This is a genomic window from Micromonospora sp. NBRC 110037, assembly GCF_001652995.1.
GTDB lineage: Bacteria > Actinomycetota > Actinomycetes > Mycobacteriales > Micromonosporaceae > Micromonospora > Micromonospora chalcea.
Map to the genome: position 1 here is coordinate 1 of NZ_BBVA01000019.1, position 21,354 is coordinate 21,354.

Sequence of the window (21,354 nt, forward strand, 5' to 3'; positions counted from 1 at the left end):
ACTCGGCCGGCTGCACCCAAGGGCTCCTCGCGCACATCCGCGACCTGCGCAAGCAGGCAGTGGACACCACGTTCTCCGTCGGAGTCGCCATCACCGAACCGATCCGGCAGGCGATCCTGCACGCCAAACAGCACGGCACGTGGGTGCCCGCCCTCGACACCGACGGCGAACCCCGCGACGGCGCCCACGTGGCCGAACTGACCGGCCTGGTCCCCGCCGACGGCTTCCCGGCCGGAACCCGGTTCATCGTGCGCCGCGAACGGCCGCATCCCGGCGCGCAACTGAGCCTGTTCGACAGCATCGAAGGCATGCGACACCAGGTCCTGGCCACCGACACCCCACCCGGCCACGGCGCCATCCAGTACCTGGAGGCCCGCCACCGCGGTCACGCCCGCGTCGAGGACCGCATCCGCTGCGGCAAGGACACCGGCTTCGGCCGATTCCCCTCCCGCGTGTTCGCCATCAACGCCGCCTGGCTGGAAGTCGCCCTCACCGGCATCGACCTGCTCGCCTGGACCCAACTGCTACTTCTGGACGGCGAACTTGCCGCAGCCGAACCCAAGAAGCTGCGCTACCGGCTACTCCACGTCGCCGCCCGACTCACCCGCTCGGCCCGCCAGACCCGGCTACGCATCGCCCAGCACTGGCCCTGGGCCGACGACCTCGTCACAGCGTTCAACCGCCTCGCCGCGCTACCCCGACCGATCACCTGAACCCGACACCCCGACCCGCCGAGCACCCTCGGAGGAACCCGGCCACGCGCCGGGCCACCACCATGCCCACACCACCACGGGCCATCCCGAGAAGATCAACAGGACGCCGACAAGCCTTGATCAACAATTAGCGAAAGACCGAGGTTAGTGGCTGGTTGCCGACGTTTCACGCTGTCTTGTGCCCCCTGTGTGCCCCCGAAGGCTCTTTGGCCGCCAAGCGGCCGAGCCATCGATGCGCATTCTCCAAGCCGACTTCGTTGTCGGCTGCGCTCGTGATTCCGGTCAGATCGTCGGCAACAAGGCGGCGGGCGAAGTAATCAGCTTGCACCGCCCAGCGAAACCGAAGCATGGCCAGCAAGCCGTGTTCCACCTCGGCGCGCGTCATCGTCTTGCTCTCTAGGTATGCCTCCACCACGTAGTCCGCGTTATCGATGCCTCCGACATACATCACTGCCGACGCGAGGTCGTACAACAGCGGACCGCTCATCGCGATACTCCAGTCGATCAGTCCGCACTCTCCCGTCTTGCGGTCGAGCCGGAATGCCTCTGGAGCCGGATCGGTGTGTAGCAGGCCCCACGACAAAGACCCGACATCAAGCGCCTCGTACCCCGCAAGGGCGGCCGCCACTGAGGGTCGAACCCAAGGGCGGACTGCCAGATGTGCTGCCCGCGCATCGACCCAGTGAAACCGGTCCGCATCCTTGATCGTCACGCTTCTCAGTGCTGCGTGCACTCGCGCCAGGGTTGCCCCGATCAGCCGTTGCTCGTCCGGGCTCCTGCCAAGCAGCCCGCTGCCTGCGACCCAGTTCAACAACCCGAGCGGCACTCCGTCGACATCGGCGACGAGGCTTCCGTGCCTCGTCACTACCGGGGTGCCCGCCGGAACGCCTGCCGCCTCGACGTGAGCCGCGACCTGAAGGCCGCCCATGAAGGAACGGCGCGATCCCGGCGCAACTGCCTTGGCTACCCACCGTTCACCGCCCTCGGAAACGAACCACGTCGCCGAGTTCATGCCGCCGTTGTGCACCTGAACCGCCGCGTCCGCCAGTCCCCAATGGGCCGCGAGACACGCACGCAGCTTCCCGTTATCGATCACCAGCAAGAGTCAAACACCATCCACCGCAACTGGCTACGAACTTCTGACCTCACCGCGTGCCCACCTCGCCATCCCGTCTGCCATCGACCCGCCCTCCTGGGGAGCGGGCCGCCGCCCGGCCCGCCACGTCAAGCGGACCTTGACGGCTCGTACGGACGCTGGCGGGCCGGGCGGCGGTCTGCTCGGCTCGCCCGGGTCGATGGCAGGCGGGATGGCTCCCACCGCAACCACCCACGGACCGTGACCCGCCGACGGAGCCCCGGCCATCCTGGAGCCGGAGCGCCCCCGCCGGAGGCGCACTAACCGCAACCCCGCGACCGCCCCCACTTCGCCGACGCGGCCGGCGTGCCCTCCCCTACGCCGCGCGGGCTCGTGGCCGCGCGGCCCGGCCGGCTGCCGGCCCACCACCACCCGGTCAACGCCCCTGTCGTGCTGCGGCGGCCCACCGGGCTTCCCGCTGTCCGCGCCAGCCGCCGGGCATCAGGCGTGACGGCCGCAGAGCGACAGCGGCAGTGGCCGGCGCGCGCCCAGGCGGCGGCGCGTGCGGCCCGTCAAGGGCCGCCTTGAAGACGTACAGAAACTTTGAACCACATTGCCGGCAGCCGGCTGTCGTACTCGGGTTGGTGCGTTACATCGTGGCTTCACTTGATGCATGGCGCTCCGTCGAGTCACTACCCTCGCTGGGATGAGCGATCAAGACTGGTTGGCTGACACCCGCATCTCCTATGACACGGTCGCCGTCGGCTACGCCGACCAGGTGCGCGACGCTCTCGCTGGCGAGCCCTACCTACGAGTGAGTCTGGCGTTGTTCGCCGACATGGTCCAGGCCGCCGTCGACGGGCCGGTGGCGGACGTGGGTTGCGGACCAGGACACGTCACCGCCCACCTAAGCAAGCTTGGCGTCGACGCCTTCGGCATCGACCTTTCACCCAAGATGATCGACGTTGCTCGGCGGGATAACCCTGGCCTGCGATTCGAGGTGGGCTCGATGACGGATCTGAGTCTCGGCGACGCCTCGGTTACCGGCCTGGTTGCCTTCTGGTCGCTGATCCACGTCCCCGACGACGCGGTGCCCACGGTCTTCGGCCACTTCCGGCGGGTGTTGCGTCCCGGCGGACCGCTGTTACTCGGCTTTCACGTGGGCGACGGATCGCGGCTGAAAACACAGGGCTACGGTGGCCACCCGATGAGGGTCTACGTTCACCGACGCCAACCTGACCAAGTAACGGCTTGGCTGCGCGATGCCGGATTCACGGTCGAGGCTCAGTTGATGCTCAATCTGGACCAGCCTTTCCCAGGGGCCGTCCTCTTCGCGCGCCGCCAGCCCTAGCAGCTTCTGGGCAGTGTTGGGCTTGCACGAGATCGTCTAGCCGGACGTGTCACCCGTCATCCGACATCGATCCGTCACGCATCAAGTGGAGCCCGACATTGCCGGCAGCCGGCCGACCTGGCTTGACCTGGCCGAAGCCGCGGACTTCCGAATCAGGCACGTGCAGCGGGAAAGGACGACTGCAAAGCGGTAGCTCGCGACTCGATGAGCTGCATGCGGAGCTGCCACTCTTCGTTCGCGCTCCAGTCGCTTTGAGCGGTGATCTGGTCCGGATGCTTGCGGTACAACAGTCCAGGTTCCGCGACGAAGTACCCGTCGGTGACAACCGATGCGGCGATCAGCAGGCCGGTGTCTTCCCCGCCGGGCAGTGCCATCCATCCGCCGAGGGCAAGCGCGAGGTCACGCCGGATGCACAGCGTGGCTGGGTGGATCGGAAGCCGGTACTGGTTGGTCCGGAAGTACGTCAGGACGTCGCCCTGGTGGAGAGTGCCGCCCGGCGGGTCGGCGTGCTGCCACCCGATGGTTGACCCGTCCGGCATGAGGTCAAGCACGCTGCATGTGGTCCAGCCGACCTCCGGTCTGCTGGCGAGTATCTCGATCTCGCGAGCGAGGGCGCCCGGTGTCAGTTGGTCGTCTGCGTCCAAGACTCTCAACAGGTCCCCGCCACTGCGGGCCATGGCCATGTTGCGGGCGGTCCCTGGGCCGCCTGGCTTGCCGGTCGCGCCCATGACGCGTGGGTCGTTGGGCAAGGCGGCCTCCACCTTGCCGGTGCGCCCATCCTCCTGGACTAGCCACTCCCAGGCCCATCCGTCTGGCAGCTCCTGAGATCGCAGGGATTCGTAAGCGTCTGCCAGGTAGGGAATGCTCGGGGCGTGTACCGGAGTGATGACGGAGATCTTCACTCGGACCACCGCGCAAGCTTCGTGGTGTAGACGAACTCCGTCCGATCGCCGGGAAGTACGACGTTTGACACCTCAACGACGCAGTCTTTGGTGTCCACGGAGATCTTGCGGAGGACGAGCACCGACACACCGGGTGGCAGTTTCAGGGCTTCTGCTTCGTCTGCCGACGGTGGCCGTGCGGTGATCTCGTCAACGATTCGGTCTAGCTCGATGCCGATGGTGAAGAGCTGGTTCTGGGTTCCGCCGGGCCATGGTTCGTTGTGGTCGTCCAGCAGTGCCGGGTTCTCGGCCACTACGTCGTAGACCATGTAGGACGTGTTGAGGCTGAGTGGCACCTTCTCCTTGCGCGAGCTGGTGCGGTAGATGCGTTCAAGCATCTTGGCTCCGATGGGAACGCTGAACAGGCGGGCCAGGTCGGCGCTTGCGGGAACGGTCCGATACTGCGCCGAGAATTCAAGATCTTGCATGGTCAGACCGGTGTCGCGCTCAGTCGCGCCGGTACGGCGTCGCTGAGACTCAGGCAGTCGGGCTCGGTCCTTCTCCCACTGGTACCGCTCGGGAGACCGCCGCACTCGCTGCCGGGGTGCGCGCACGAAGGTGCCTCGACCGTGGCGACGGTCGACGAGACCTTCTGCTTCGAGCGCGTCGAGCGCTTGTCGAACGACGGGCAAGCTGACTTCGTAGTCGGCCTTCAACGTCTGCTCATTCGGCAGCTTCGTGTCGGGCTTGAGTTCTCCCGAATGGATCTTTTCCCGCCAGTCTGCGGCGATCCGCTCCCATTTGGCCATGTCTTCACGCTCCTTCGCGGCAGCTTCCAGTTTAGGTCTTCATGAAGTCTTGACGCGATCGGACGGCCGTCGTACGTTGTCTGCACGTCTTCATGAAGACATGAAGACAGCGGAGTGCACCGACGAGCGGTGCCCCAGTAGACAGGAGACGGCCTTGAAGCTGTACGTGGACACCACGAGCAAGCAGGTGACGGCGTCGAAGGACCCGGAGCCGAAGAACGACCAGAACGGCAACCAGAAGTCCGAGAAGAACACGGGCCGGCCCATGTGGTCCACCCAGGTCTTCGTGCTCGACGAGACGGGCGGGGAGGTCATCACCATCACGACGGCGGGTGAGAAGCCGAACGTGAAGGTGGGCGACTTCCTGGCGGTCGAGCAGTTGGAGGCCATTCCGTGGGCGACCAACGGGCGTAACGGCGTCGCGTTCCGGGCGGTGTCGCTGAAGCCGAAGACTGGTTCTCCGGCCAAGTAGGTCTCTTCGCACGTCGTGCTGTGTGAGCCACAGGTGTCCGTGGCTTGCGAAGCGGCCTGATGGTCCGCTGATCCAACCCCATGCGGTTCCGGGAGTGTTCCTGACTCCTACGTTCCCGGTCCGGTCGTCACGACAGGTGGCGGCAAGAAGGAAATTGGCCCGGGGTCGGTACTGACTCCTACATCTGCCGACCCCGGTGCCGTCAACTCATCCGATCCCAACTGGCACTTGGGAGGACTCGTCGTGTCCAAGTCTAGCCCTCGCCGTTCCTTCGGCGGGAAGTCAACCGGAACGGTGACGGTCATTGAGGCCAGGGTTCACCGTTCCTCGGCCCGTAACGCCCGGCTGGCGTTCGTTCTGTCGGCGGTCATCGTCGGTCTTCTGTCGGCTGTGGTGGCCGCGTCGTACATGCACCCGATCCTGGCTCTGTTCCTCGGCGCGCTCGTCGGCGTGCCGGTCGGTGGGATCGCGTGGGTGCTGGTGCGGATCTGGCCGGTGCTGCGGCTGCTGTGGTGGTGGGCGATCGAGATCGTGCTCGCGGTCGGTCTGCTCACCTTCTGGGTGCAGCTCGCTGACCACACCCCGGCCGTGGTGACGCTGCTCGTGGTCGCCCTGGTCGTCGGTGTCCCGGCCGCCGTGCCGGTCTGCCGTCGCCAGGTGATCGCCTGGGCGTGGTGTCTCGTGGTGAGGCATCGGCTGCGGGTGTGTTTCTCGCAGTTCATCATCGCCAACCAGTCCGGTTCTCTGCCGCTGATCCTGTGGGCTCGTCCCACGCCGGTCGGTGAGCGGGTCTGGGTGTACCTGCGTCCTGGCCTGTCGGCCAAGGACCTGGAAGGCCGCCTCGACAAGATCGCCGTGACCTGTCACGCCTCCACCGTGCTCATCGAGCGCGCCTCGGAGCGGACCGCCGCGTATCTGCGGTTCGACATCAAGCGCCGTGAGGTGCTGACCGCCACTGTGGGTTCGCCGCTGGTCGACGTGATCGACCCGGACGCCCCGACGGTCGAGCAGGCACCGCTGACGGTGCCGACCGCCCTGGACCTGCCGGACGTCGACGTCCCGACGATCACCCTCCCGGCGCAGGGCAAACCCGCCGGCAAGAAGCCGGCCACCACCACGACGGCCAACGGCAGCAAGCCCGCGGCTTCGTCCTCGACGCCCGAGGACGACGTTTCCGACTGGATCTGACCCCCAATTTCACCTGGGACGCGAGGAGCCCTGCGGGCTCGTTCGTGTGGTTCCTCGCGTCCACCAAACGCCCAAGGAGGGCACCGATGACCGCGATTCCCGCCCCCGCTGCTGCGGTGCCGGTGGGTCCTGGCCTGTCGATGTTCGACCCGATCTTCATCGGGATCGACGAGTTCGGCCAGCCCGTCTACATCACCCTCGCCTACCGCAACCTTCTCGCCGGTGGTGAGCCCGGCGGCGGAAAGTCCGGGCTGCTCAACTGCATCGCGGCCCACGCCGCCCTCAGCGTCGATTCCCGGCTCGTGCTGCTCGACGGCAAGCTCGTTGAGCTGGGCCAGTGGGAAGACTCCGCTGATGCGTTCATCGGTCCGGACATCACCGAGGCCCTGACCGTCCTCAAGCGGCTGCAACTGGTGATGAACAACCGCTACGCCTGGCTGCGCGCCCACGGGCGCCGCAAGGTGACCGCCGACGACGGCCTGTCGGTCATCACCGTCCTGGTCGACGAGATCGCCTTCTACTCCGCCACCGTCGGCAGCAAGCAGGAGCAGGAGGAGTTCGTCGCTCTCCTGCGTGACCTGGTCGCCCGGGGCCGGGCCGCCGGTATCCCGGTCGTGGCCGCGACTCAGCGGCCGTCGTTCGACATCATCCCCACCAGCCTGCGGGACCTGTTCGGCTACCGCGCCGCGTTCCGCTGCACCACCCCCAACAGCTCAAACATCGTCCTCGGCCACGGCTGGGCCGAGCAGGGCTACACGGCCACCGACATCGCCCCCACCAACCAGGGCGCGGCCTACCTGATCGCCGAAGGCGGCGTTCCTCGCCGCATCAAGGTCGCCTACCTGACCGATGCCCAGATCGCGGGCATCGCGGACTACGCCGCCTGGATCCGCCGGCCACGCCGGTTACCGGAGCAGGTTCCGGACCTCACCCGCGTCGACTTCGGGGTGGCGGCATGACCACCCGGGAACGCACCTACGCCCGCGCCAACAGCCAGCGGGCCGCGCAGTACACGGAACTGTGGATCGTCGGCCGTCCCGAGGACATCACCGCCATGGTCCAGGTCGCCTCGGCCAGCGGCCGACTCGTCTACCTGTCCGCCCCGCGATCGATGGGCGGCGACGACACCCGCCAGCGCCGCTACTTGCGGCTGCGCACCACCCGATAAGCGGCCGACAGGACCAGGACATCGCCTGGCAGCAGTGCTGGTCCTGCCGACCTCCACCAACAGCCCCGAAAGGACGTGGCTGCCATGAAGGCTACCCAAAACCCTGCCACCGGAGTCCGGGTCACACCCGCTGACCTGCTCCGGTGCGCTGCCCTCTACCTGCGCCGGCACGGCTGGCACCAGGGCACCTACTACGCCCCCACCACTGACACCCTCACCCCGCCGGCCTGCGCCGCCGGGGCTATCGGCATCGCCACCGCCGGACACCGCGTCGAGCACTTCGCCCAGCTCGACCCGAGCGCGCTCGCCGACTACCTCGCGGCCATGGCCGCGTTCGTCGACTACCTCGACGACCACGCCCCGGTCTTCCACATCGACGAGGACGGCTACCTGCTCGACGAGCACACCTCTCCCTACTCCTGGAACGACGACCCCGCCCGCACCGCCGAGCAGGTCATCACCGCCCTCGACGCGGCTGCCGACGAGTGGGACCGCCTCCACAACCAGGGAGGCGAGAACTGATGTTCACCGTCAAGGCGTCCTTGACGCGCGCCCCCTCTCGCCGCAAGCGGCGTGAAGTCGTCGAGAACGACGCGTTCGCCGCGTTCGCTCGCCGCATCATCCGCGCCCACGGCCGCCGCGTCGCCGCCGGTGACGTGGAAGCCCTCCGCGACCTCGTCGCACTGTCGGCCAACCTCGACGACGCCATCGGCGAAGCCGTCGTCGGCCTGCGCGCCTTCGGCTACTCCTGGGCCGAAATCGGCCAGCGCCTCGGCATCTCCAAGCAGGCCGCCCAGCAGCGCTGGGGAGGTCAGTCATGACCGTCTATACCTACGACCCGGCCAACCCCGCCGACGAATTCCCCACCTACCCCTACCGGCTCGCCCCCGACGGCCTGGCCACCCGCCGCCAGCTCCGCGCCGCCGGACTCCGCCCGGGCGGGCATCACGCGGTCGCGCAAATCCTGTGGCGTCGCGGTAAGCGCGTCGCCTACCTCTACCGCCTCGACCTCGCCGCGCCCAAACGGGTCGCGACTCCGGCCCAGCGGGCCGCTATCGCCAAAGCCCTGCGGGCTCGCCGCACCTGCCGCCACTGCGGCCAGACCAAGCCCTACTACATCCCCCGCCGCTACGGCTGCTGCCTCGACTGCCACGGAGGCGACCGATGACCTTCAACCTGTCCGACCCGTGCCTGTGGTGCATCGAGGGCAACTCGCCCGCTGGCGTCCACGACGTCCTCGGCCCGGTCTACACGCCCTGCCCCGTCTGCCTCGGCCGCTGCGCCCTCTGCGAAGGCGACGGCCTCTTCCCCGCCGACTTCACCTGCCTGCCCTGCTTCCGCAACCAGCTCGCCGCCCAGGGCCTGGCCCCGATCATGTGCGCCCACTGCTCCGGTGTGGTCGACCTCATCCCCCTCGACAGCATCCCGGCACCGGAGGTGACCCCCCATGCCCACCACTAACCCGCCCGCTGCCTGGCCCGCCCGCCTGGAAGGCGGCGTCCTGGTCCTCATCGTCATCTTCGTCGGCCTCGCCGCTGGGGCGGCTTCCTTCACCCACGTCCACGACTGGACCATGGCCAACAGCCCGGAAGGCACTTCCGGCTGGTTCGGCTGGGCCAACGCCGTCATCTCCGAACTCGTCCCGGTCGCCTGCCTGCTCGTCATCCGCCGTCGTAAGCGCCACGGCGGCCCGATCGGCTACCCGCTGGTCCTCCTGATCGCCTTCGCCGGCTTCTCCCTCGCCGCACAGCTCGGCGTCGCCGTCGGCCAAGTTGGCCCCTCCGGCTGGCTCCTGTCCGCCGTCCCCGCTCTGGCTTTCATGGCCCTGGTCAAACTCGTCCTCGCCCCGGTCAAAACCACCACCGACCACACCGACACCACCGAGGCTGCCGACCAGCTCGTGGACGAGCCGCCGACCATCGGCACCCCGCCGGCCGCCCCGGCCGTCGTCGAGGCACCCGTCAACCCGGTGCCGATCACCCGACCCGAGGTGCCCGCGCACCTCATCCCCACCGCCCGCTTCGTCATCGGCCGCCACGAACAGAGCACCGGCCGTCCCATCACCATCGACGAACTGGCCGACCTGCTGTCGGTCACCCCGGACATCGCCCGGGAACTGCTGCACACCCTCGGCGGCCACACCACGCCCGTCAACGGCACCCCCGTGGCCGGTGGTGCCCGATGACCATTCACGTCGTCGACATCGAGCAGGTCACCCACACCTGCCCGGCCTACCCGGACGAGCCGCACCCCTACGACACCCGACGCACGGTCATCCACGTCATCCCCGGCGGCCCCTGCCGGACCCCGGTCACCATCCGCTGCGGCCAGGTGACCACCACCATTGCGTGCCACCGGCACGAACCGGCCGACCGCCAGTGCGGCGCCTGCCGGACCATCGTCACCACCCGACGCATCACCGAGGTCTTCATGGGCCACCACGGCCCCGACCACACCCGGCCCCACGAGGTGGCCGCCTGATGGCGTCGACGCTGGACCTCACACCCCGGACGCTCGTGGCCCGGGGTGTGGGCTCGAACGCCGACACCACCACCCCCGTCTACGCCTACACCGCCGCCGGGTCCGCCTTCCAACGCGCCACCCGACCCGACTACTTCGGCTGGCTCGACCACGTCCGCGCCGCCGCCGGCTGCACCCGACCCATCCGCCTCGCCGGCAGCCTCTACACCGTCGAACCTGGCACCGGCCGCATCCTCGACCAGCGGCACACCGACGCCATGCCCGACGCCGCCATCTACAAGGCGTGCGGCAACCGCCGCGCCACGGTCTGCCCCACCTGCGCGCAGACCTACCAGCGGGATGCCTTCCAACTCCTGCGCGCCGGCCTGGTCGGCGGCAAAGGCGTCCCCGAATCGGTGGCATCACATCCGGCGGTGTTCGCCACCTTCACCGCGCCGTCGTTCGGCACCGTCCACGCCCGGAAGGTGAAGCGGCACACCTGCCGCAACCGACGCCGCTGCGACTGCCGCGCCGAACCCTGCCACGCCCGGCGCGACACCGGACTTTGCCCCCACGGCCGACCCGCCGTCTGCTGGGCGAGGCACGAGACCGGTGACGCGGTGCTTGGGCATCCGTTGTGCCTGGACTGCTACGACCACGACCACCAGGTCGTCTGGAACATCTTCGCCGGTGAACTCTGGCACCGCACGAAGCAAGCCGCGGAACGCTGGCTGGCGAAACTCGCCCAACGCCGCGGCATCCCTCGGGTCGAGGTGGTCACCGCCTCCGGCAAGACGCGCAAGGTCGCCCCGGTGAGGCTGTCGCCCGGGAAGGTCGCCGAACTGCAAGCACGGGGAGCGGTGCACTTCCACGCCATTGCCCGCCTCGACGGCGTCGACGGCCTGGACCCCGACAACGTCGTGCCCCCGCCGGCCGGGTTCACCGTCGACGACCTTGTAGACGCGCTGCGCCACGCCGCCCGGCAGATCGCCTTCCACACCCCGCCTCACCCTGACCGGCCCGACGGCTGGCCGATTGCCTGGGGCGAACAGCTAGACCTGGAACCAATCGCCACCGACGGCACCGGAGAGGTCACGGACAGCCTCGTCGCCGGATACCTTGCCAAGTACGCCACCAAGAGCACCGAGGCCACGGGGCACACCTCCACCCGCCTGACCGCCGACACCATCGGCGACTTCGCCGACCCCGACGGCGACCACACCGCCCGCCTCATCGACGCCTGCTGGCGCATTGGCCGACCCACCAACGCCCCGGCCCCACTGTCCGGACGGCCACGGGAACGCCGTCCACGTCCCGGTTTCATCGAGCGCTGGGAGTGCCCCGACTGCGGCACCCACACTCGCTACCGGGCCTGCCCCGTCTGCGTCGCCCAGCGTCAAGCTGCCCTTGACGCTGAACCGTCAAAACCGGCCAGCGGCAACCCGTACACCCGCCTACGGCGGTGGGCGCACATGCTCGGCTACGGCGGCCACTTCCTCACCAAAGCCCGCCGCTACTCCGTCACCTTCCAACTCCTACGCGACACCCGCGTCCAGTACCGGCGCCACGAGCACCAGGACCACGAACACCCCGCCGCCAGCGGCCCACCCATCGAGCAGGTCGACGAGGACACCACGCTCATCGTCGGCAGTCTCACCTTCGCCGGAGTCGGCTGGCACACCTCAGGTGATGCCCTGCTCGCCAACACCGCCGCCGCCCTCGCCCGCGAGCGACGAACCACCGGCCGCGAAGAACTCGCCCACGAACTCGGCACCACCCCGGCCGGTATCGCGTCGGCCGCATAGCTGACGACAGGAGGAGACAGCATTGGCAACCCGTGAAGCAGCGACCGAACTGTGGTCGATCGAGGAGGTGTCGGCGTTCCTGCGGGTGCCTGTCGGCACGCTTTACCAGTGGCGCTACCGGCGCACCGGTCCCCGGGCGTTCAAGGTCGGCCGACACCTGCGCTACGACCCGGCCGACGTGCGGTCCTGGCTGTCGGGGCAGGCGGCCTGACATGGGCAGCGTGGAGAAGCGGACACGTGACGGCAAGGTCACCTACCTGGCCCGGTGGCGCGACGACGCCCGCCGCCAGCGCAAGCGCTCCTTCACGCGCAAGGCCGACGCCGATCGCTTCCTCGCCCAGGTCGAAGCCGACATCGTGCGCGGGCAGTACGTCGACCCGTCCGACAAGACAACCGTCGTCGAGTACGCCCGCCGCTGGGCTGCCGGCCGCGCTCACCGTCCTACCACCGCCCGCCGTGTCTCCAGCCTGATCGAGACACACATTGCCGCGACTCCGCTCGGCTCCCGCCGCCTGGCGGCCGTCGTGCCCTCCGAGGTGCAGGCGTGGGCGGCAGACCGTGGCAAGGTGCTGTCGCCGTCAACGCTGCGCAACCTCGTCGGGCTGCTCCGCTCGGTCTACGCGGCGGCCGTGCTGGATCGGCTCGTCGGCCGCTCGCCCGTGGTCCGGGTCAGCCTGCCGTCAGCCCACCGCGAGCGCGTCGTGCCGCTCACCGTTGACCAGGTTCGCGCGCTCGCTGACGCGATCCCCGCCCGCAACCGCGCCATGGTCCTCACCCAGGCCGGGTTGGGCTTGCGCCTCGGCGAGCTGCTCGCGCTGCGGGTGCAGGATGTCGACTTCGCCGCACGCCTGGTGCGGATTGAGTGGCAGTTCGCGCCCCAGTCCAAGGTGCGGACGGTCCCCAAGACACCGCGCTCGCGCCGGATCGTGCCGCTGCCCCAGGTCGTCGCCGACGCGCTGCGGGCGCACATGGCGCAGTTCCCGCCGGCTGATGACGGCACCCTGTTCACGACCCGCTTCGTCGGCCCCTACCGGCACGACTACTACGGCACGATCATCTTCGGCGCGGCCGTGCGGAAAGCGGGCCTGCCGGAGAGCATCACGACCCACGACCTGCGCCACCACTACGCCTCTGTCCTGCTGATGCAGGGCGAGTCGGTCATCACCGTGGCCGAGAGGCTGGGGCACGAGAACGCGACGTTGGTCCTGTCGACGTACGGTCACCTGATGCCGGACTCGGAGGAGCGCACCCGCCGGGCGGTCGACGAAGCGTGGGGTTGTGCCCCAGGTGTGCCCCAGGGCGAGGCACCAACACTCTGACCTGCGGGAACAGGCCGGATTCAGACGTTGAAGCGGAACTCCACCACGTCGCCGTCCTGCATCACGTACTCCTTGCCTTCGATCCGGACCTTGCCGGCGGCCTTGGCCGCCGCCATCGATCCGGCCTCGACCAGGTCGTCGTAGGAGACCACCTCGGCCTTGATGAAGCCGCGCTGGAAGTCGCTGTGGATCACCCCGGCGGCCTCCGGCGCGGTCGCGCCGACCGGGACGGTCCAGGCCCGCGCCTCCTTGGGGCCGGCCGTCAGGTACGTCTGGAGCCCGAGCGTGCGGAAGCCGACCCGGACGAGCTGGTTCAGGCCGGGCTCGGACTGCCCGATGGACTCCAGCAGCTCGCGGGCCTCGTCCTCGGGCAGGTCCACCAGCTCGGACTCGATCTTGGCGTCCATGAAGATCGCCTCGGCCGGCGCGACCAGGCCGCGCAGCTCGTCGAGGAACTCCTCGTTGCCCAGCTCGGCCTCGTCGACGTTGAAGACGTAGAGGAACGGCTTGGTGGTGAGCAGGTGCAGCTCACGCAGGTGTTCCAGCTCGACCTTCGCGGCGGCGGCGCCCGCGTACAGGGTCACGCCGTTGTCGAGGACCTCGACCGCCTTCTTGGCTGCCTCGACGGCGGCGGCCCGGTCCTTGCGGAGCTTGGCCTCCTTCTCCAGCCGGGGCAGCGCCTTCTCCAGCGTCTGGATGTCGGCCAGGATCAGCTCGGTGTTGATCGTCTCGATGTCGTCGGCCGGGGAGACCTTGCCGTCGACGTGCACCACGTTCGGGTCGGAGAAGGCGCGCACCACCTGGCAGATCGCCGAGGCGTCGCGGATGTTGGCGAGGAACGCGTTGCCCCGGCCCTGCCCCTTGGACGCGCCGCGGACCAGGCCGGCGATGTCGACGAAGGAGACGGGCGCCGGCAGCACCTTCTGCGAGGAGAAGATCTCGGCCAGCTTGGCCAGCCGCTCGTCGGGCAGCCCGACCACGCCGACGTTCGGCTCGATGGTGGCGAACGGGTAGTTCGCGGCGAGCACGTCGTTCTTGGTCAGCGCGTTGAACAGGGTGCTCTTGCCCACGTTGGGCAGGCCGACGATGCCGATGGTGAGACTCACGACGAACCAGCTTACGCGGTTCGCCGCCCGCGCCGGGCAGGCAGGTCCGGCGAAGCCTGTCACTCCGACAGCAGGCGCGGCTCGATCCGGGTCTCCCGGGCGGTGCCGTCCTCGGCGCGGACCAGCTGGTACGCGGCCACGCCCGGCCGGTCGGCCACCGCCTCGGCCAGCCGGGTGCCCCGGTAGATCAGCCCGACGCCGTCGTCGGTGCAGTGGCTGGCCGGGAGCGTGCCGTCGGCGACCAGCTGGTGCATCAGCGGTCGCCGCTGTTCCTCGCTGTCGTAGTGCACGCCGTTGCCGTACGGGAGCCAGCCCAGCCCTTCGGTGAAGGGCCGTAGCGTCGGGCCGTAGCTGTCGGTGGCGCCGCCGGTGTGCCAGCAGATCGAGCCGGCGGAGACACCGCCGAGCACCACGCCTGCCTGCCAGCACTCGTGCAGGATCTCCGGCAGACCGTGCACCCGCCAGACCGCGCAGAGGTTGGCCACGCTGCCGCCGCCGACCCAGATGACGTCCTGCGCGAGCAGGTGGGCGCGGATGTCCTCGACGTTCGGCATCGGGTAGAGCGCCAGGTGGGAGGCGCGGAACCGGGTGCCGGCGAAGGCGCCGTAGAAGACGGTGAACCCGGTCGGCTGGTCCCCGGTGGCCTGGCCGAGGTAGCAGACGCGCGGCGCGTCACCGGCCCCGGCCAGGTCGGCCATCAGGTCGAACAGGGCGCTGGGCCGGGCGTCCCAGGGGCCACGACGACGGCTGGCGAAACCCATGCTGGTGGCGACGATCGTCGGTTCAGTGGCGGGCACGGGGCGTCCTTCCGGCCGATGACAGTGACGATCATTGTGCCGGACCGGAGGTGTCGGCCGCGGCGAGCAGCGTACGCAGCAGGTCGGCCAGCCGCTCCTGGTCGGCCGGGGGCAGCGCGTCGAGGATCCGCCGCTGCACCGCGAGCCCGGCCTCGGCGGACTCCTCGACCACCCGGCGACCGGTGTCGGTGAGTGTGACCCGCAGCGCCCGCCGGTCGGCCGGGTCCGGCGAGCGCCGTACCAGGCCGGCCCGTTCGAGGCGGTCGAGCCGCCCGGTCATGCCGCCCGAGGTGAGCATCAGCGAGGCGGCGAGCGCCTTCGGCGCCAGCGTGTACGGCTCACCGGAGCGGCGCAGCGCGGCGAGCACGTCGAACTCACCTCGGCCGATGCCCCAGGCCGCGTACACCTTCTCCTGGCCGTCGCCGACCAGCCGGGCGAGCCGGTAGATGCGGCCGAACACGGCCATCGGCTCGGGCCGCATGCCGGGTCGTTCCCGCCGCCACTGCTCGACGATCGCGTCCACCTCGTCGCCTGTCACGGCTGCCGATTGTGCCCCACGTCCCACTTCCCTTTTCGCTCGGGCCTGAGTAGCTTAGCCCTAAGATACTTAGAACTGAGGAAGCTGCTGTGAACTCTCGCTGGACCGACGTCGCGCTCACCGCCGCCGCCCCCGTCACCTGGGGCACCACCTACCTGGTCACCGCCGAACTCCTGCCCCCGGACCGGCCGCTCTGGGCCGGCGCGATCCGCGCCCTCCCGGCCGGTCTGCTGCTGCTCGCGCTGACCCGAAGGCGACCACACGGCCGCTGGTGGGGGCGGGCCGCCCTGCTCGGCGCGCTCAACATCGGGGTGTTCTTCCCGCTGCTCTTCCTCGCCGCGTACCGGCTGCCCGGTGGCACCGCCGCCGTGCTCGGCGCCGCCCAGCCGCTGCTGGTGGCGGTGCTGACGGTCGCGCTGCTCCGCGACCGCCCCACCCGGCCGGCGCTGGTCGCCGCCGTGGCCGCCCCGCTCGGCGTCGCCCTCGTGGTGCTGCGCCCCGGCGCCGGCCTCGACCCGCTCGGCGTCGCCGCCGGGCTCGCCGGGGCCGCGGCGATGGCCACCGGGCTGGTGCTCACCCGCCGCTGGGGCCGGCCACCCGGAGTGGGCGTCCTGGCCGCGACGAGCTGGCAGCTCGTCGCCGGTGGCCTGATGATCGTGCCGGTCGCCGCCGCCGTCGAGGGCGCGCCGCCCGTGCCCGACGGACCGGCAGTGCTCGGGTACGCGTGGCTCGGGCTGGCCGGCACCGCGCTGGCGTACGTGCTGTGGTTCCGGGGCGCGGCGCGACTGCCGGTGTCCCGCGTGTCGGTGCTCGGCGCGTTGAGCCCGCTGACTGCGGCGACGCTCGGCTGGGCGGTGCTCGGTGAGGCGCTGGACCCCGTCCAGCTCGCCGGTTTCGCGGTGGCCGTGGCGGCGATGGTGCTCGCCCAGATGCCGGACCGGCCTCCTCGCCCGCGGCTGGGTGGCGACGCGGACCACCCGGCGATGGCACTGGTCGGCGTTCGGGCGGGCGGCGGAGCGGTGGGCTGGTGGCGGCGCCGTCAGCCGGCCCGCAGCCGGCGCCAGTCGTCCGGCCACGCCTCGGCGGCGACACCCTCGGGCAGCGCACCGGCCGGCAGTTGCGCCGCGGCGGCCAGCGGCAGCGTGAACCGGTGCGCGGCGGCGGGCCCGGCCTCGTACGACCGGTCGAGCAGCCACCGCACCTCGTCGACGGTCCAGCCCAGGCCGGACCGGGCGGCGATCTCCCGGACCAGCCGCAGGCCGACGCGGGTGTCGTCGTCGTAGAAGCGCATGCACCAGTGGTGCGCCCACATGCCGAGCGCGCGCAGCCCGTCCGGGGCGAGCGAGCCGGCCAGCCGGCCGCAGGCGGTGTCGGGGAAGGGGCGGCCGGGGTCACCGGCCCGGTCGCGCTCGATCGCGCCGTACGCGGCCGGCGCCACCATCCTCATCCGCTCGTAGAAGCCCTGCACCACCGCGGCGTCCAACGGTGCCCGCCCCGATCGCATCAGCGGACACCCCGCCCGGCCACGCTCGCCATGCCCCGCACCTTTTCTTGAGTTGGTGGCGGGACCGTACCGACCACTTACGACACTTTCTCGGGTCCGCCGGGCATGATCCACACCATTCCGCCGAGGTGGCGGCATCCGGGAACCGGCGATACCGCCACCTCCCCGAGCTGGCGCGACTGCCACACGTCATGTCCGAATACCGCCAGCCACGGCCGGGGACGGCGAGGCAGGATCGGGGGCATGGAGCTGGACTTTGAGCGGTGTTACCGGGCCGTCGACAGCCGCGATCCGCGGTTCGACGGCTGGTTCTACACCGGCGTGACGTCGACCGGGATCTACTGCCGGCCGTCCTGTCCGGCGATGACACCCAAGCGGCAGAATGTCCGCTTCTTCCCGTCGGCCGCCGCCGCGCAGGGGGCCGGGCTGCGGGCGTGCCGCCGGTGCCGGCCGGACGCGGCGCCGGGCTCCCCGCAGTGGGACGTCCGGGCCGACCTGGTCGGCCGCGCCATGCGGCTGATCGCCGACGGCGTGGTCGACCGCGACGGGGTGCCCGGGCTGGCCGGCCGGCTGGGCTACACCGAGCGGCACCTGCACCGGATGCTCCAGGCCGAGCTGGGCGCCGGCCCGCTGGCGCTGGCCCGGGCACAGCGCGCGCAGACCGCCCGGATCCTGATCGAGACCACCGGCCTCGGCCTGGCCGAGGTGGCCTTCGCCGCCGGGTTCGGCAGCGTCCGGCAGTTCAACGAGACGGTCCGTGAGGTCTACGGCGGCACCCCGTCCGAGCTGCGCGCCGGGCGACGCGGTCCGGCCTCGGCCACCGGCGCGGGCACGCTCTCGCTGCGGCTGGCATACCGGCCACCGCTGCACGCGGGCGCGCTGCTGGACTTCCTCGCGCTGCGCGCGCTGCCCGGCGTCGAGGTGGTCCGCGACGGCACCTACCACCGGGGGCTGCGCCTGCCGCACGGTCCCGGCACGGTGGCGCTGACCCCGTCCGACGGCCACATCGACGCCACGTTGCGGCTGGCCGACATGCGTGACCTGGCTCCCGCGGTGGCCCGCTGCCGCCGCCTGCTCGACCTGGACGCCGACCCGGTCGCGGTGGACGCCACCCTGGCCGCCGACCCGGCGCTGGCCCCGGCGGTCGTCGCCGAGCCGGGCGTCCGGCTTCCGCACGCGGTCGACGGCTTCGAGCTGGCCGTCCGTGCCGTCGTGACCCAGCAGGTCTCGCTGACCTCGGCGCGGACCACGCTCACCCGCCTGCTCTCCGCCGTCCGGTCGGCGAGCGGTTCGGGCACCGACGACCCGGCCGACGGCCTGGTGGCGTTCCCGGGTCCCGCCGACGTGCTCGCGGCGCCGGACCCGGCGTTCCGGATGCCGGCCGCCCGCCGGGAGACGATCCGGGCGCTGGCCCGCGCCGTCGCCGACGGGACGCTGGACCTGGAACCCGGAGGCGACCGGGAGGAGACGGTCCGGCTCCTGGCCGCGGTGCCCGGCGTCGGCCCGTGGACCACCGGCTACCTGGCCATGCGCGCACTCGGCGACCCCGACGTCGCCCTCACCACCGACCTGGGCGTACGCCGCGGCGCAACCGCGCTCGGCCTGCCCGACACCCCCAAGACCCTGCTCGCGTACGCCGAACGCTGGCGCCCCTGGCGGTCCTACGCGACGATCCGACTCTGGAGAGCAGCATGAGCACTGTGGACAGCGCCGTCATCGACACACCGGTCGGCCCGTTGAGCGTGCTCGCCGGCCCCGACGGCGCGGTACGCGCGGCCGGCTTCACGCCCGACCCGGCGGCCCTGGCGCCGTTGACCCACCCGAGCCTGCGTGGTGACCTGCGGGAACGGGCCGACCTCGGTCCGGTCACCGCCGCCGTCCGGGCCTACCTGGACGGAGACCTCGCCGCGATCGACGCGATCCCGGTGGAGCAGCACAGCGGCGGGCTCTTCCTGACGCACGCCTGGCAGGTGCTGCGCGACGTCAAGCCCGGCGACCCGGTCACCTACACCGGGTTCGCCGCGCTGGCCGGACGGCCCGCCGCGGTCCGCGCCGCCGCGGCGGCATGCGCGCGCAACGCGGCAGCGCTCTTCGTGCCCTGTCACCGGGTGCTGCGCACCGACGGCACGCTCGGCGGCTACCGCTGGGGCCTGCCCGTGAAGAAGTGGCTTCTCGGGCATGAGGGACGGGTGACGGCTAGCTGACAGCGGAAACGTCACCCCCGGCGGCTACCGTCGGGTAGTGCCCGCGCCCAGCGACGGCAACCCCGCGGCGCAAGACGACGCCCGGTCCAAGCCGCTGCGCAACCTCTGGCGGCTGCGGCCCTACCTGCGCCCGTACGCGACGGAGTTCGCCTGGCTGCTGGTGGCGGCGCTCGCGGCCACCGCGGCGAGCCTCGCCGTTCCGCTGGTGGTGCAGCGGGTGGTCGACGGGCCGGTGGCCCGGCACGACGAGGCCGGGCTGCTGCGGCTCGGCGCCCTGGCGCTGCTGCTCGGGCTGGCCGAGGCGGTTCTCATCTTCATCCGCCGCTGGACCCAGTCGTCGTCCTCGGTGGGCATGGAGGCGGCCATCCGCGCCGACATCTACGCCCACCTGCAACGGCTCCCGGCCGGCTTCCACGACCGCTGGCAGTCCGGCCAGTTGCTGTCCCGGATCACCAGCGACCTCTCGGTGATCCGGCGGTTCCTCTCCTTCGGGCTGCTGTTCCTGGTCCTCAACCTGATCACCTACGTCGCCGTGGTGGTGCTGCTGATCCGGCTGCACCCCTGGCTGGGGTCGCTGGTCGCGGCCAGCGCCGTACCGCTGTTCCTGATCAGCCGCCGCTTCGCCCGGCACTACCACGCGGCGTCGCGCCGGATGCAGGACCAGCAGGGCGACGTGGCCACGCTCGTCGAGGAGACCGCGCAGGGGCTGCGCACCATGCGGGCGTACGGGCGGGGGCCGGAACTGGCCGCCCGGTTCGCCGTCGGCGCGCGCCGGCTGCACGACACCGGGATCGGCAAGGCGCGGCTGCTGGCCCGCACCTCGGCGCTGTTCGACCTGGTGCCCAACCTGACCCTCGGCGCGGTCCTGGTGACCGGCGCGGCGGCCGTCGCCGAGGGCGCGCTGTCCATCGGGGAGCTGGTCGCGTTCGTCAGCCTCCAGCTCATGCTGATCTGGCCGGTGCAGTCGCTCGGCTGGATCATCGCCAACGGCCAGGAGGCCGCCACCGCCGCCGACCGCATCCAGGAGGTGCTCGACACCCGCCCGACGATCGTGGACGCGCCGCACGCCCGGTCGCTGGAGCGCGCCGACGTACGCGGCCGGCTCCGCTTCGAGGGGGTCACCTTTCGCTACCCGGGCACCTCGGCGCCGGTGCTGCACGACCTGGACCTGACCGTCGAGCCGGGCGAGACGATGGCGCTCGTCGGCGTCACCGGCTGCGGCAAGAGCACGCTGCTGTCGCTCGTCCCCCGGCTGCACGAGGTGACCGGCGGCCGGATCACCGTCGACGGGCGCGACGTGCGTGACCTGCGGCTCGGCTCGCTGCGACGGCTGGTCGGGGTGGCGTTCGAGGAGCCGACCCTGTTCTCCATGTCGGTCTGGGAGAACCTGACGCTGGGGCGGCCGGACGCGGGCGAGGAGGAGGTCCGGGCGGCGCTGGCGCTGGCGCAGGCGGACTTCGCGTACGAGCTGCCCTGGGGGCTGGCCACCCGGGTCGGTGAACAGGGGCTGTCGCTGTCCGGCGGGCAGCGGCAGCGCCTCGCGCTGGCCCGCGCGGTGCTCGGGCGGCCCGCACTGCTGGTGCTCGACGATCCGCTCTCCGCGCTCGACGTGCACACCGAGGCGCTCGTGGAGGCGGCGCTGCGCCGGGTGCTGCGGGAGAGCCGCACCACGGCCCTGCTGGTGGCGCACCGCCCCTCGACAGTGGCGCTGGCGGACCGGGTGGCGCTGCTGGACGGCGGCCGGATCGTCGCCGTCGGCACCCACTCGGAGCTGCTGGCCCGGGTGCCGGCGTACCGGGCGGTGCTCTCCGCCGAGCCGGAGCGCCGTTCCGGCGGCGTCGGTCTGGTGCGCTCGTGACCGGCGGCGCGCCGCGGGTGCCCCGGCCCCGCGACGCGCCGCGCGACACCGGCGCGCGCACCGCCGGGCGCCGGCAGGCGCACCACGCAGCCGGCGCACACCACGA

Annotated in this window: 25 protein-coding genes and 1 pseudogene; 19 read left to right on the forward strand and 7 right to left on the reverse strand. The window is 71.0% G+C overall.

Annotated features, from left to right (window positions below):
* Positions 1-713 (forward strand): transposase (locus tag A4R25_RS29885; protein ID WP_197495000.1); only part of this gene is annotated, 713 nt, incomplete at its 5' end.
* 166 nt (positions 714-879) lie between these two features.
* On the opposite strand, the gene A4R25_RS30960 is transcribed toward A4R25_RS29885, so the two are convergent.
* Entirely contained in the window at positions 880-1,809 is a 930-nt protein-coding gene (locus A4R25_RS30960; RefSeq protein WP_052166079.1) for a phosphotransferase enzyme family protein, read from the reverse strand.
* A gap of 685 nt (positions 1,810-2,494) precedes the next feature.
* On the opposite strand from A4R25_RS30960, the gene A4R25_RS29895 reads away from it, so the two are divergent.
* Entirely contained in the window at positions 2,495-3,139 is a 645-nt protein-coding gene (locus A4R25_RS29895; protein WP_030501464.1) for a class I SAM-dependent methyltransferase, read from the forward strand.
* 152 nt (positions 3,140-3,291) lie between these two features.
* Here A4R25_RS29895 and A4R25_RS29900 read toward each other — a convergent pair whose 3' ends face one another.
* Both A4R25_RS29900 and A4R25_RS29905 read right to left on the reverse strand, forming a co-directional pair.
* Positions 3,292-4,041: a glycosyltransferase gene (locus A4R25_RS29900; RefSeq protein ID WP_036343096.1), complete on the reverse strand. Its 750-nt coding sequence runs from the start codon at positions 4,039-4,041 to the stop codon at positions 3,292-3,294.
* Positions 4,038-4,829, reverse strand: a complete 792-nt coding sequence (locus A4R25_RS29905; protein ID WP_030501466.1) for a GntR family transcriptional regulator — start codon at positions 4,827-4,829, stop codon at positions 4,038-4,040. The genes A4R25_RS29900 and A4R25_RS29905 overlap by 4 nt, the downstream gene beginning before the upstream one ends.
* A gap of 154 nt (positions 4,830-4,983) precedes the next feature.
* On the opposite strand from A4R25_RS29905, the gene A4R25_RS29910 reads away from it, so the two are divergent.
* From A4R25_RS29910 to A4R25_RS29970, 13 genes are all read left to right on the forward strand, one after another.
* Positions 4,984-5,301, forward strand: coding sequence for a hypothetical protein (locus tag A4R25_RS29910; RefSeq protein ID WP_041799353.1), 318 nt, complete (start codon positions 4,984-4,986; stop codon positions 5,299-5,301).
* 294 nt (positions 5,302-5,595) lie between these two features.
* A complete protein-coding gene (locus A4R25_RS29915; protein ID WP_036343098.1) occupies positions 5,596-6,489 on the forward strand; it encodes a hypothetical protein in 894 nt (297 codons plus the stop codon).
* An 86-nt stretch (positions 6,490-6,575) separates the two neighbouring features.
* The gene (locus A4R25_RS29920; RefSeq protein WP_030501468.1) at positions 6,576-7,448 is read left to right on the forward strand and encodes an FtsK/SpoIIIE domain-containing protein; all 873 of its coding nucleotides are present in this window, start codon (positions 6,576-6,578) and stop codon (positions 7,446-7,448) included.
* Positions 7,445-7,657, forward strand: a complete 213-nt coding sequence (locus A4R25_RS29925) for a hypothetical protein (RefSeq protein WP_030501469.1) — start codon at positions 7,445-7,447, stop codon at positions 7,655-7,657. The genes A4R25_RS29920 and A4R25_RS29925 overlap by 4 nt, the downstream gene beginning before the upstream one ends.
* Positions 7,658-7,741: 84 nt before the next feature.
* Entirely contained in the window at positions 7,742-8,179 is a 438-nt protein-coding gene (locus A4R25_RS29930; RefSeq protein ID WP_030501470.1) for a hypothetical protein, read from the forward strand.
* The gene (locus A4R25_RS29935; RefSeq protein ID WP_030501471.1) at positions 8,179-8,478 is read left to right on the forward strand and encodes a hypothetical protein; all 300 of its coding nucleotides are present in this window, start codon (positions 8,179-8,181) and stop codon (positions 8,476-8,478) included. The genes A4R25_RS29930 and A4R25_RS29935 overlap by 1 nt, the downstream gene beginning before the upstream one ends.
* Entirely contained in the window at positions 8,475-8,825 is a 351-nt protein-coding gene (locus A4R25_RS29940; protein ID WP_047892669.1) for an RRQRL motif-containing zinc-binding protein, read from the forward strand. The genes A4R25_RS29935 and A4R25_RS29940 overlap by 4 nt, the downstream gene beginning before the upstream one ends.
* Entirely contained in the window at positions 8,822-9,118 is a 297-nt protein-coding gene (locus A4R25_RS29945; RefSeq protein ID WP_030501472.1) for a hypothetical protein, read from the forward strand. Before A4R25_RS29940 ends, A4R25_RS29945 begins: the two co-directional genes overlap by 4 nt.
* Complete coding sequence (locus A4R25_RS29950) at positions 9,105-9,842, forward strand: hypothetical protein (RefSeq protein WP_030501473.1); 738 nt, start codon at positions 9,105-9,107, stop codon at positions 9,840-9,842. The genes A4R25_RS29945 and A4R25_RS29950 overlap by 14 nt, the downstream gene beginning before the upstream one ends.
* Positions 9,839-10,138: a hypothetical protein gene (locus A4R25_RS29955; protein WP_047892668.1), complete on the forward strand. Its 300-nt coding sequence runs from the start codon at positions 9,839-9,841 to the stop codon at positions 10,136-10,138. The genes A4R25_RS29950 and A4R25_RS29955 overlap by 4 nt, the downstream gene beginning before the upstream one ends.
* Entirely contained in the window at positions 10,138-11,922 is a 1,785-nt protein-coding gene (locus A4R25_RS29960) for a replication initiator (RefSeq protein WP_030501475.1), read from the forward strand. Before A4R25_RS29955 ends, A4R25_RS29960 begins: the two co-directional genes overlap by 1 nt.
* Before the next feature lie 22 nt (positions 11,923-11,944).
* A complete protein-coding gene (locus tag A4R25_RS29965) occupies positions 11,945-12,133 on the forward strand; it encodes an AlpA family transcriptional regulator (RefSeq protein ID WP_013288478.1) in 189 nt (62 codons plus the stop codon).
* Between the two features lies 1 nt (position 12,134).
* On the forward strand, positions 12,135-13,241 hold the full coding sequence (locus A4R25_RS29970) for a site-specific integrase (protein WP_047892667.1): 1,107 nt from the start codon (positions 12,135-12,137) through the stop codon (positions 13,239-13,241).
* Between the two features lie 20 nt (positions 13,242-13,261).
* Here the strand turns inward: A4R25_RS29970 and ychF are convergent, their stop codons facing one another.
* From ychF to A4R25_RS29985, 3 genes are read right to left on the reverse strand one after another with little or no spacing between them, the layout of a single operon-like run.
* On the reverse strand, positions 13,262-14,347 hold the full coding sequence (ychF, locus tag A4R25_RS29975) for a redox-regulated ATPase YchF (RefSeq protein ID WP_018784691.1): 1,086 nt from the start codon (positions 14,345-14,347) through the stop codon (positions 13,262-13,264).
* 59 nt (positions 14,348-14,406) lie between these two features.
* Positions 14,407-15,144 carry a peptidase E gene (locus A4R25_RS29980; protein WP_043328392.1) on the reverse strand — a complete coding sequence of 246 codons (738 nt, stop codon included), beginning with the start codon at positions 15,142-15,144 and terminating at the stop codon, positions 14,407-14,409.
* Between the two features lie 31 nt (positions 15,145-15,175).
* Positions 15,176-15,682 carry a MarR family winged helix-turn-helix transcriptional regulator gene (locus tag A4R25_RS29985; RefSeq protein WP_043328390.1) on the reverse strand — a complete coding sequence of 169 codons (507 nt, stop codon included), beginning with the start codon at positions 15,680-15,682 and terminating at the stop codon, positions 15,176-15,178.
* A gap of 89 nt (positions 15,683-15,771) precedes the next feature.
* Here A4R25_RS29985 and A4R25_RS31985 point away from each other — a divergent pair.
* A pseudogene (locus A4R25_RS31985) lies at positions 15,772-16,545 on the forward strand (EamA family transporter); the annotation flags it as partial.
* Positions 16,546-16,721: 176 nt separating this feature from the next.
* On the opposite strand, the gene A4R25_RS31990 reads toward A4R25_RS31985, so the two are convergent.
* Positions 16,722-17,186 (reverse strand): hypothetical protein, encoded by a 465-nt coding sequence (locus A4R25_RS31990; RefSeq protein ID WP_231915669.1) that lies wholly within the window; start codon positions 17,184-17,186, stop codon positions 16,722-16,724.
* Between the two features lie 243 nt (positions 17,187-17,429).
* Here A4R25_RS31990 and A4R25_RS29995 point away from each other — a divergent pair, with 243 nt between their 5' ends.
* Genes A4R25_RS29995 through A4R25_RS30005 form a run of 3 tightly spaced genes read left to right on the forward strand, consistent with a single transcriptional unit; the run spans position 17,430 to position 21,248 of the window.
* The gene (locus A4R25_RS29995; protein ID WP_043328388.1) at positions 17,430-18,881 is read left to right on the forward strand and encodes an AlkA N-terminal domain-containing protein; all 1,452 of its coding nucleotides are present in this window, start codon (positions 17,430-17,432) and stop codon (positions 18,879-18,881) included.
* A complete protein-coding gene (locus A4R25_RS30000; protein ID WP_064448846.1) occupies positions 18,878-19,390 on the forward strand; it encodes a methylated-DNA--[protein]-cysteine S-methyltransferase in 513 nt (170 codons plus the stop codon). The genes A4R25_RS29995 and A4R25_RS30000 overlap by 4 nt, the downstream gene beginning before the upstream one ends.
* Before the next feature lie 37 nt (positions 19,391-19,427).
* Complete coding sequence (locus A4R25_RS30005; RefSeq protein ID WP_064448847.1) at positions 19,428-21,248, forward strand: ABC transporter ATP-binding protein; 1,821 nt, start codon at positions 19,428-19,430, stop codon at positions 21,246-21,248.
* Positions 21,249-21,354 lie beyond the last annotated feature (106 nt).

Excerpts from the sequence above, each read along its gene's own strand:
- A4R25_RS29895 (WP_030501464.1), top strand. The coding sequence starts at position 2,495 with ATGAGCGATCAAGACTGGTTGGCTGACACCCGCATCTCCTATGACACG.
- A4R25_RS29905 (WP_030501466.1), bottom strand. The coding sequence starts at position 4,829 with ATGGCCAAATGGGAGCGGATCGCCGCAGACTGGCGGGAAAAGATCCAT.
- A4R25_RS29920 (WP_030501468.1), top strand. The coding sequence starts at position 6,576 with ATGACCGCGATTCCCGCCCCCGCTGCTGCGGTGCCGGTGGGTCCTGGC.
- A4R25_RS29925 (WP_030501469.1), top strand. The coding sequence starts at position 7,445 with ATGACCACCCGGGAACGCACCTACGCCCGCGCCAACAGCCAGCGGGCC.
- A4R25_RS29930 (WP_030501470.1), top strand. The coding sequence starts at position 7,742 with ATGAAGGCTACCCAAAACCCTGCCACCGGAGTCCGGGTCACACCCGCT.
- A4R25_RS29935 (WP_030501471.1), top strand. The coding sequence starts at position 8,179 with ATGTTCACCGTCAAGGCGTCCTTGACGCGCGCCCCCTCTCGCCGCAAG.
- A4R25_RS29940 (WP_047892669.1), top strand. The coding sequence starts at position 8,475 with ATGACCGTCTATACCTACGACCCGGCCAACCCCGCCGACGAATTCCCC.
- A4R25_RS29945 (WP_030501472.1), top strand. The coding sequence starts at position 8,822 with ATGACCTTCAACCTGTCCGACCCGTGCCTGTGGTGCATCGAGGGCAAC.
- A4R25_RS29950 (WP_030501473.1), top strand. The coding sequence starts at position 9,105 with ATGCCCACCACTAACCCGCCCGCTGCCTGGCCCGCCCGCCTGGAAGGC.
- A4R25_RS29955 (WP_047892668.1), top strand. The coding sequence starts at position 9,839 with ATGACCATTCACGTCGTCGACATCGAGCAGGTCACCCACACCTGCCCG.
- A4R25_RS29960 (WP_030501475.1), top strand. The coding sequence starts at position 10,138 with ATGGCGTCGACGCTGGACCTCACACCCCGGACGCTCGTGGCCCGGGGT.
- A4R25_RS29970 (WP_047892667.1), top strand. The coding sequence starts at position 12,135 with ATGGGCAGCGTGGAGAAGCGGACACGTGACGGCAAGGTCACCTACCTG.
- A4R25_RS31990 (WP_231915669.1), bottom strand. The coding sequence starts at position 17,186 with ATGCGATCGGGGCGGGCACCGTTGGACGCCGCGGTGGTGCAGGGCTTC.
- A4R25_RS29995 (WP_043328388.1), top strand. The coding sequence starts at position 17,430 with ATGGAGCTGGACTTTGAGCGGTGTTACCGGGCCGTCGACAGCCGCGAT.
- A4R25_RS30000 (WP_064448846.1), top strand. The coding sequence starts at position 18,878 with ATGAGCACTGTGGACAGCGCCGTCATCGACACACCGGTCGGCCCGTTG.